Annotated in this window: 1 protein-coding gene; it reads left to right on the forward strand. The window is 33.3% G+C overall.

The features are described from left to right. Positions 1-324 (forward strand): hypothetical protein (locus HEP82_RS20295; protein WP_192459617.1); only part of this gene is annotated, 324 nt, incomplete at both ends.

Genomic DNA, 324 nt, shown 5'->3' on the forward strand with positions numbered 1-324 from the left:
TTAAGACGATTAAGACGATTAAGACGATTAAGACGATTAAGACGATTAAGACGATTAAGACGATTAAGACGATTAAGACGATTAAGACGATTAAGACGATTAAGACGATTAAGACGATTAAGACGATTAAGACGATTAAGACGATTAAGACGATTAAGACGATTAAGACGATTAAGACGATTAAGACGATTAAGACGATTAAGACGATTAAGACGATTAAGACGATTAAGACGATTAAGACGATTAAGACGATTAAGACGATTAAGACGATTAAGACGATTAAGACGATTAAGACGATTAAGACGATTAAGACGATTAAGACGA

The sequence above is a fragment of the Musicola keenii genome (assembly GCF_014855505.1).
GTDB classification, from domain to species: domain Bacteria; phylum Pseudomonadota; class Gammaproteobacteria; order Enterobacterales; family Enterobacteriaceae; genus Musicola; species Musicola paradisiaca.